Source organism: Ventosimonas gracilis (assembly GCF_001580025.1).
GTDB lineage: Bacteria > Pseudomonadota > Gammaproteobacteria > Pseudomonadales > Pseudomonadaceae > Ventosimonas > Ventosimonas gracilis.
Genome location: NZ_LSZO01000012.1, coordinates 1 through 7,595, shown reverse-complemented (window position 1 = coordinate 7,595; position 7,595 = coordinate 1). Strand labels below are relative to the sequence as shown.

Genomic DNA, 7,595 nt, shown 5'->3' with positions numbered 1-7,595 from the left:
CTTTGTTGCCCCGCTTCCAGCTCTACGGCAAGCACGCGCAGTCTTGCGCCGTCCAGCGTGATCACGTCCGCCGGTGCGAGCGCAATAAAACTGTCCGGCAGTTTAAAGCTGACTTCGCCGCGCGTTTCTTCAACCAGTATTTTGTGCCAGATGACCACCGATTGCGCGGCTTTATCGGCGCTCATCAAAACGGATGTATCGAGCTTTTTAATGCCTTTGCTGCGGCTATCCAGTGCGCGGTCAGAGGTTTGCATATCGGCGGTCAGCCCGCCATCGCTATCAAAATACGAAAGTTGCAGTATCTTGGGGATGCGGATGCTGTCGCGGCGCTTTTTTTCTTTCGGACTTTCGGTCAGTTGTTCGGTGCTGATGGCTAATACCGGCTCGCCTGCTCGGGGTACAAAGTGCAGTTTGCCGCCGTGATTGGAGACATCAAACAAAAAGGTTTGCGCGAGGTCTTCCAGTGCGGTTTTGGCATTTTGTTCGTTGGTAATTGAAAAGCCGTCTGCCGTGCCTGCAATAAAATCGGTGCTGTATTTAGGCACGCCTGCACGCTTGCATAACTCTTCGGCAATGCCGGATACAGACCAAGCACTATTATTGCTCATAATCGATTTTTACCCGATATTGAAAGCGCAAACCTTGGTTTATGCCGATTTTAATTAAACCGGCATGGCCGACATTAGCCTGCACCAAGTGTGTATTTAGGTAACGCTCGCTGCCCAGACGTTTGATTAAATGGCCGTTTAATACGTAGGCTAATATCACGTCCGATTGTGCATAGCCTAAAAAGTCGCGTTTATCGTCCAAGGCGACACGCGGGGTAATAGCACCTGGTTCCAGCTCGATAATGGCAAAGGCTTGCACGGTGCTATCAAAAAAACGCAATTTAGCCTGCCCTGCTTGCACGTAGGCGAGTACCGGCTGCATATTTTGATCGAAACTAAAGGATATTTCTTCGATATAGGGCTGCTGCCAAAGGATAAAGGGTTCTACGGTTTCGGCTTGCATCTGGACAGCGCTGTATCTTTCACCTGCATTTAATAACTGCGCGCGCCAGATTTGGTTATTGAGGCCGCCCGCCGGATTTTGCAGCGCAAGGCCGCCGTCTTCGTAATCCAGCGTGCGCGTAATGGCTAAATCACGTGCGCCGACAAATCTGGGCATTTAAGCACGCGCCCAGTTTAAGGCGAGGGTAAGTGATAACTGTTGTTCGGGCGTTTTCATAATCGGCGGGTCGATATAGACCTGATGCTGGAAACCACCGGCGGAAGTACCATTTGATTCATTAAATGAAAGGCCGCTAATACCCGCAGGCCAATTGAATTGATCGACCGGCAGGATAAGGGTGCGTGTGGTTTTAAAGCTGCCGGAAGTATAGTTAAGCGGGAAGTCGCTCATGTAAATACCATTATAATCGGTATGGCTTATATTATTTTGCGTTTCGGGCACTAATCCGCTGACGCCGGAATAAACATTGCAGTAACTCCTAAGATTATGGTGGATATAGTTATAGGAGTTGCTTTCATGGAATACTGTGCTGTTTTTATCAAGCAAGGCGATATGGCATTGATGATCGCCGCTACCGGCAATGGTCACTGTGGTTTGACTGGGCGCGGGGAAATAATGGCGAATCTCCCAGACCACTTGCAGCACTTCATCGGGCAAGACGGTAATGGTGGTCGGGTTGCCTTGTGTGTCTTTAATCAGGGCGCGGCTAAATAACAGGCTGCCGTTGCTATTGGCACCAATACCCACTTCGGCCAGATTGCCGCTGGCCGCGCCCTGTTTAAATTGGTAAGTCATACGCTTCCAGATATAGGCGGATTCTTTCCCCACTGCAATCGCAGTTTTATCGGATGTCGTGGCCTTGCGGTTAATAAGCTGACTATTGGCAAACGCGGGCGGGGTATTGCCGGTGCCGACACTGCAATATTCCCACATATAGCTGTAGTTGGAGTTTGCGCCGCTCATCAAGTCCATGCCGTAGTTGGTAATTAAATTCGGGAACCAGTCGGCTAATATTCGCGGCGGGTTGCCGGGGACAAAGGCTTTTATTTGGTAGCGCCCGCCCAGTTGGGTTGCGGTATTTAATGCGTTCATAGCAAGGCTCCTGTTTCGAGCGCCGCGCTGCTTTTGGCGGCTTCAATAAATAATTCGGGTTTGATCAGTACGGTTTGCAGTGCGCCGCCGTCTAGTGCCGCGCTGCTGCTCACTTGTTCGGCTTCTATGTTCTGTTTAATGAGTATGCTTTTTAATTCGCCGCCATCCAGTGCTGCGCCGCTGTTAACTTGTTCGCTTGATTCAGTGCGCTGTAATACGGCTTTTAATTCGCCGCTTTCAAGTAGCGCGCCGCTGCTGACGCTGTTTTGATCGTTGGCACGTTGTAATGTGCTTTTTAATAGCGCTGTTTCAAGTTTTGCGCCGCTTTGTGCGTGCTCTTGTTCGGCCAGCGGATAAAGATCGCTTTCAATATCAAAGTATTCCGCCCGCTCCACTTCAAATAGCCATATAGGTACGGCTCCGCCGAGTTCGGTTAAATCTTCATCGACCGCGACCATATAGCAGGTGCCGCGATAGGCGGGCACGTTTCCTGCGCCCCAGATCGCTTCAAGGGTTGGGTCGGGGAACTGCTGCCAAGTGCCTAAATGCAGGCGGAAGCGATTTAAAAAGACGTGGTTATTGTTTGCGCCCCAAGCGTTGCCGCGTGCGTCATAGACCAGTTTGTTATTGCGCCAGACGCGGATAACCGCCGATACCGGGCCTTCGCAGATGCCGATGGCGTAAGTGCGAAAAACGTGCTCAACCTTTTGTTTCTTTTTTTTGCTGCCGCCTTTGCCTCCGCTGACTTTTTCTTTAATCATGCGTTTTTGTGGCGCTTGCAGTTGGATGATATTGCCGCCGATGGGTCGCACGCGCCCGAAGATCATCGGCCTTGCGCCGCCTTCCATTGCGGTTTGTTCGGCAATATCACCCAAGCGCCGTTTAGGCGGGGTGGGCGTGAGTGCGTTAAGGATGAGGTGGGTGGGGTAGTCGAGTATCTTGTGGCCGACTAACTTGGTCAGGCCGCTCATGGTCGGTATCTCGCCACAATGCAGCTTAGCCAGTCATCGGTGAGGCCGTGCTCGCACACATTCAGCTCACTCGCGCTATGAATCAGCGTCAAGCGCCCGTCAAGCTCGCCGATTAGCCCGATATGGGACGGTGCGGGATTATCCGGCAGATGAATCAGTGCCACGTCTCCGGCTTTGGGCGGGTGTGTCACCGGCTCGCCAAAATGGGCGAATAACTCTTTTTGCAGGCCGTCGTTCCAAGGCTCGCGGCCATAGTCCACGCGGTCGCGCATCAGGATGCCGCCCGCTTGCATGGCTTTGACCAAGAGACCAATGCAGTCGATGCCAAAGCGCGTGCGGCCACGGTGCCGCCATTTGCAGCCAACGAAGCGACGCGCCGCCGCTATGGCGTGGTCAGGGTTGTATGCTTGAGCCACTTAAGCCACCAAAAACTTGCGCGCTGGGCGTCATGCTTTCCAGCCCGTCGCCGGTCGGAATAAATGGCTCGCCTTTGTAATTAACAAAGTTTTTGTATTGGATGCAGTCGGCGGGCGATTTGTTGCAGTCTTTTCTAATGTTGAAGGTATCGCCGATTTTGATCGGGAAACGCATGGCTTCAAATAAGGCGACGGTAGAAGGATTGGCCGCCTCGATTTTATGCGCTCGGCTGCCTTTGTTATCGCCGCCTGTCCAGACTACGCGGCCAATCGAATAAGCGGCGGTATTGATAGTGCCTTGGAATACCCGAAAAGGGTCGCTGCTATCAACGGCTATTACGGTGCCGCTGGTAAAAGGCGCGGATGCGCCGCAGCCGTTTTGCCCTTTGGCGGGCGTGCCAAAGGTCGCGCGGCAAGTGCGGCTCCAACTGGTACCCAGATTTTGTTTAAGGCGCATGGCGTAGCTTAAAAGTTCGGCGCGGTATTCGCTGTCGTCTTTAATCTTGACTTCGCCAATATCGCCCGCGTCCAGCAGTAGCGCGTTGTCGTTATCCGGCTGCTGCCAGTTGATTAAATACAGTTTCCAGTGGGCGTTATCGAGATGGCCGTTTAATAGTTGGTTTTGATTAATCAGTGCCGTGAGTAGCGCTCTGGCTTCGCCGTTATCGACGGATAAATCAGAGGCCGAGGCAATGACGGACGGGTCAAAGCCGATGCGGTAAGTGAGGCCGTCGTAAGTAATCGGCTGGTCGTGACTGGTAATGCCGTAGTGTTCGCCGCTTTCTAACGTCACTTGTAATAGCAGTGCGGTGGTGGTGACGCTACCATCAAGATGGGTTTGTAGTGCAGGCGGAATCATGCGCATATCATTGCCTGACTTCGATTAATTCAACATCGGTCGCCAGCAGAAATTGCCCGCCTTGGTGCGTGACCGGTTCTAAATCCAGCCGGTCGCTGGCAAAACGTACGGGTATATCAAATTCGCCAGACCAGGTTAAAACGCTGCCCGCAGGCGCGGTTAATTGCACCTGCCCGCTCGTGTAATCGATAGTGGCGGGTATTGGATGGGCATTGCCAAATATTTGTACGCTAACCGGCTTTTTAATGGGTTTATGCAGGGTTTGCCCGCCAAACGGATAGCCTTTATTGAGTTGGAAAGTTTGCAAGCTGCCGTCCGCTACCCCTAGCGGCTCGTTATCCGCGCGGTAATCAACCCAGTCTTTAAACCTGAATGCGATTGCCGCACCCCGGCAAACTAAATGCGCGTGTCTTACCGCTTGATGGTGTTCGTCTTTAATCAGGTTATAGCGGATGGAATAACGCCCAAGCGGCAGGCTCCATAAACTCGCGCGGCGTTCGTGCCCGCTTTCCAGCGTAACAATTCGGGTTTTAAATACGTGCCCGAATTCGCTGCCGTAAGCCACACAGTCTAATAGGCGTTGTTCGATAAACATCATCAGCTTCCTGTTTGGCTGATTATACCTTAATTATCGATTGAGCCATTGGCCGCGCAACGCTAAAACAGGCGCTTTTATGCCTTTAGAAATTGCCAGCGGGATTTAGATAAGCGCTAGTTAAACGGTTTCTGCCCATTGTGCGGGTAATGCGCCTTGTTTGGCTGCATCCAAAATAACCATTTCAACAATGCTGCCGTCATCGGCGTAACTGATGCCAATATTCCAGTCTTGCGAAACTTCGCGCACAATGGGCTTATCGCTTATGCGCAGAATAAAAATATCATCTTCTGCATAATATTTAACCTGCATGGCTTAAGCCTCCGTGTCGAAATGGTGCATAACAGTTTTAACCACCAGCTTGCTCTCCAGCACAGCGGCAATGCAAAGCAGGTTGTCTGTGCGTCCAGCGATGGCTTTAAATAACCAAAGCCTTGTCGCGTCCTTGTATTTGGCTGTCCCTGTTTCAATCAGCTCTAAAAGCAAATCATCGTTTATACCCCGCTCAAGCATGCGCTCTTGTGCGTGGCGGGTGACTTGGACGGGCAATTGAAAGCGTTGGCTAAACATGCCCCAAGTGTAGGGCGATTAAAATCATCCGGCAAACGCTTAGCCAAACCTTGCCTCAACCCTCCGTTGATTGCGTGCGCCTTCGGCGGCGAGTTGGCTGGCGGTGCGGGCGTCTACTTGGCCTTGCACTTGTATGGTTTGATTAATGACGGCGCTGCCTCTGCCGCGCTCGCGGCGGCCTTGGCTGGCTTGCTGCTGCTTGCTGATGCGCTCTAATGTGGCGTCCAGTTTGGCGCTGGTGTGGGCGGTGGTGACGCGCTCGCCTTTTTCCAGCAGCCAGGTGCCGGTCTCGGGCACTCGATCAATACCGCTATGGGCTACTCCTTTGATTTTGGCAACGTTTGCCATACCGGCGGCGGCGATGGCAGCAGCGGCAATCGGTGCCATAACCCAGCCGACGATTGGGATGGTGGCGGCGCTGGCCATTGCGGCGGTGGCGGCTTGGTAGGTGCTGATAATGGTCTGCGCGATGGCGGCGGCCTTGCCTACTGCGCGCATTTTTTTGTTCTCGCTATCTTGTAGCGTGCTCATGGCACTTAAGGCGTCGGTCATCCCCTTCATGCCTTCGTCCCATTTGGCTTTCTGGATGGCGGCTAATCCTTCTTCGTGTTGCTCTTTGAGTGCTTTTTCTTTTTCGTCCCATTCGTCGTTAAGGTCTTGGCGCTGCTCGCGGTATTGGTTTAATAATTCGAGCTGCTGCGCGTACCATTCTTCTTGCGCTTTGCTGGCTTCGTCCAAGGCTTTAAAGGGGTCGGAATCGTCTTTGAATGAGTCGGCGGGCATGTTGTGGTCAAAGCTGCCCATTGCTACGCGTTTAAAGGTTTCTTTGTCGCTTTCGCCGGTGAGTTGTTCCATCGCTTTAATCAGTGCGAGTTGTTCGGCCAGCGTTTCTTTGCGCCGCTCTTCTTCGGTTTGCAGGGTTTTAACCAGGGTTAAATAGTTTTCTCGCGTGCTTTGTTCTTCTTCAAGTTTGGCAACGATTTCGAGTTGTTGTTGTGCCTGCGCCAGTTGGTTTTTATTCGCGCCTTGTATCGCCAGATCATAAAGTTTAACTTCATCGGCATTCATGCCCCAGGTTTTTGCGGCGCGTTCTAAGGCGGTTAACTCTTTATTGATGGCCTCTTGTTGTTTTTGGTGAGCCAATGCGGCGGCTTTGGCGGCTTTTTCTTGCTCTGCGCGGCGCTTTTCGCTGGCTTGCCAAAGGGCGTGCTCTTTTTTTAAGGCTTCCTCGTTGCTGGCGGCTCCCGCTTTATCTTCGCTGAATTTGGGCAGCTCTTGATTGGCGGCGGGTAACGTGGGTAACGCTTGCGGCTGCCCGAACCCCATTAATTCTTTGTGCATAGCGCGACCGCCTTCACGGGTCGCGCTATTGGGGTCGAAAAATTGCTTGGCTACGCCGTGCGCGGTCAGGAAGCGGGGACCCTTCAGCAGTTCCAGCGGATTGTTTTTGACGCTCTCAAGGGCGTCACCAACGCCGTCTTTAACCGCAGCCGCTCCGGTGGCTATCGCCTGGCCGGTCAGGTTAAAGACGGTTTTGATACCCTCTAGCGTTTTCCCCAGGTATTCAAAGGCTTTAACCGCAATGCCTGCGTGTTCAACCATATAAGTGAGGCCGCTGATCACGCTTTGCGCGATTTCGGCAAATTGGGCTTTGGTTTTCGGGTCGGTCAGTACCTGGTTAAAGGTTTCCAGCGCCTCTTTAGCGCCGTCCAAACTGCCGTCTTCGCCTGCCAGCAGGCTGCTGATATTGTTTTTGACCGCCGTGAGTGCGCCGCCAAAGCTGTCCCTTGCGGCGGCTGCCGCGCCGTCGTAGGTTTCTTCCAGCGCCTCTAGAATAATGCCTTGCGCCTGGCTTTTTCGCCCCGTTTCTTCCAGCCATTTAACCAGTTCTTTTTGTTCTTCGGTAAATCGAAAGCCTTGCCGCGAGAGTGCGGCCATGCCTTGGCTCGGCACGTCCAGCGCTCTTCCGATGGTTTCGGCGGCGCTGGCAATGTCGGTGCCCATACGCGCGGCCATATCGGCGGCGGCTTGCTGCGCCTTTACAAAGTCGTCGCCAACAATGCCGCTAAAGGCCAGCAGGG

Annotated in this window: 10 protein-coding genes; all 10 read right to left on the bottom strand. The window is 52.9% G+C overall.

Translation table 11 applies throughout. The features are described 5' to 3' along the window. Window positions 1-608 (bottom strand): phage tail protein (locus tag AXE65_RS00775; protein WP_153015350.1); only part of this gene is annotated, 608 nt, incomplete at its 3' end. Beyond that, window positions 598-1,167: a hypothetical protein gene (locus tag AXE65_RS00770; protein ID WP_068386643.1), complete on the bottom strand. Its 570-nt coding sequence runs from the start codon at window positions 1,165-1,167 to the stop codon at window positions 598-600. The genes AXE65_RS00775 and AXE65_RS00770, both read right to left, overlap by 11 nt. Then, window positions 1,168-2,103 carry a hypothetical protein gene (locus AXE65_RS00765; RefSeq protein WP_068386640.1) on the bottom strand — a complete coding sequence of 312 codons (936 nt, stop codon included), beginning with the start codon at window positions 2,101-2,103 and terminating at the stop codon, window positions 1,168-1,170. Then, window positions 2,100-3,074 (bottom strand): hypothetical protein, encoded by a 975-nt coding sequence (locus AXE65_RS00760; RefSeq protein WP_068386637.1) that lies wholly within the window; start codon window positions 3,072-3,074, stop codon window positions 2,100-2,102. The genes AXE65_RS00765 and AXE65_RS00760 overlap by 4 nt, the downstream gene beginning before the upstream one ends. After that, complete coding sequence (locus AXE65_RS00755; RefSeq protein WP_068386634.1) at window positions 3,071-3,490, bottom strand: hypothetical protein; 420 nt, start codon at window positions 3,488-3,490, stop codon at window positions 3,071-3,073. Before AXE65_RS00755 ends, AXE65_RS00760 begins: the two co-directional genes overlap by 4 nt. Next, window positions 3,468-4,349: a phage/gene transfer agent baseplate hub protein gene (locus AXE65_RS00750; RefSeq protein WP_160330574.1), complete on the bottom strand. Its 882-nt coding sequence runs from the start codon at window positions 4,347-4,349 to the stop codon at window positions 3,468-3,470. The genes AXE65_RS00755 and AXE65_RS00750 overlap by 23 nt, the downstream gene beginning before the upstream one ends. Window positions 4,350-4,356: 7 nt before the next feature. After that, window positions 4,357-4,947 carry a DUF2460 domain-containing protein gene (locus tag AXE65_RS00745; protein WP_079213979.1) on the bottom strand — a complete coding sequence of 197 codons (591 nt, stop codon included), beginning with the start codon at window positions 4,945-4,947 and terminating at the stop codon, window positions 4,357-4,359. Window positions 4,948-5,064: 117 nt separating this feature from the next. Continuing rightward, window positions 5,065-5,256 (bottom strand): DUF2283 domain-containing protein, encoded by a 192-nt coding sequence (locus AXE65_RS00740; RefSeq protein ID WP_068386624.1) that lies wholly within the window; start codon window positions 5,254-5,256, stop codon window positions 5,065-5,067. A 3-nt stretch (window positions 5,257-5,259) separates the two neighbouring features. Then, window positions 5,260-5,514, bottom strand: a complete 255-nt coding sequence (locus AXE65_RS00735) for a DUF4258 domain-containing protein (RefSeq protein WP_068386621.1) — start codon at window positions 5,512-5,514, stop codon at window positions 5,260-5,262. A 39-nt stretch (window positions 5,515-5,553) separates the two neighbouring features. After that, window positions 5,554-7,595: hypothetical protein (locus AXE65_RS13695; protein WP_068386618.1), on the bottom strand; the 2,042-nt coding region annotated here is incomplete at its 5' end.